Annotated in this window: 1 protein-coding gene; it reads right to left on the reverse strand. The window is 71.6% G+C overall.

Annotated elements, in window-relative coordinates:
• Positions 1-559 (reverse strand): TolC family protein (locus ABY44_RS01615; protein WP_431640772.1); only part of this gene is annotated, 559 nt, incomplete at both ends.

Here is a 559-nt window from a genome sequence, read left to right on the forward strand (position 1 = left end):
ACCTCGCTTCGCCGCCCCGCTACGCGCCCGATGCGCGGCCGGCGCCTGCGCAACCGTCGCGCCCGCATCGAACCCGCCGCCCAACGCACCGACCAGCCCGACACGCAGCGTGCGCTGCCGGCCGAGCAGCGCGATCAACTGCGCGCGCTCGTCGATCAGCGTGAGATCCGCGACATCCACGTCCTTCTGCATCAGCACGCCGCGCCGGTGGCGGTCGGTCGCGATCTGCACGATCTTTTGCGCGGCCGCGACCGCATCCTGCTGCTGCGCGACGAGCGTCTGCGACGTCTGCAGCGACGTGACGAGCTGCGCGACCTGCCCGAGCGCGTCGTCGACAGTCTTGTTGTACAGCCCGATCGCCACGTCGGCCTGCGCGACGTCCGCACCGAGCTTCGCCTTCAGCCGGCCGCGATCGAAGACCGGCAGCGAGATCGCCGGGCCGACCGAACCGGCGAGCGCGTCGCGCGAGAACAGCGACGCGGGCGTCAGCGCGAACACGCCGCCGAGCGCGACGAGGTTCACGTCCGGATAGAACTGCGCGCGCGTCGAATCGGCATTC

The organism is Burkholderia sp. ZZQ-2, from assembly GCF_050768715.1.
Classification (GTDB): Bacteria; Pseudomonadota; Gammaproteobacteria; order Burkholderiales; family Burkholderiaceae; genus Burkholderia; species Burkholderia cepacia.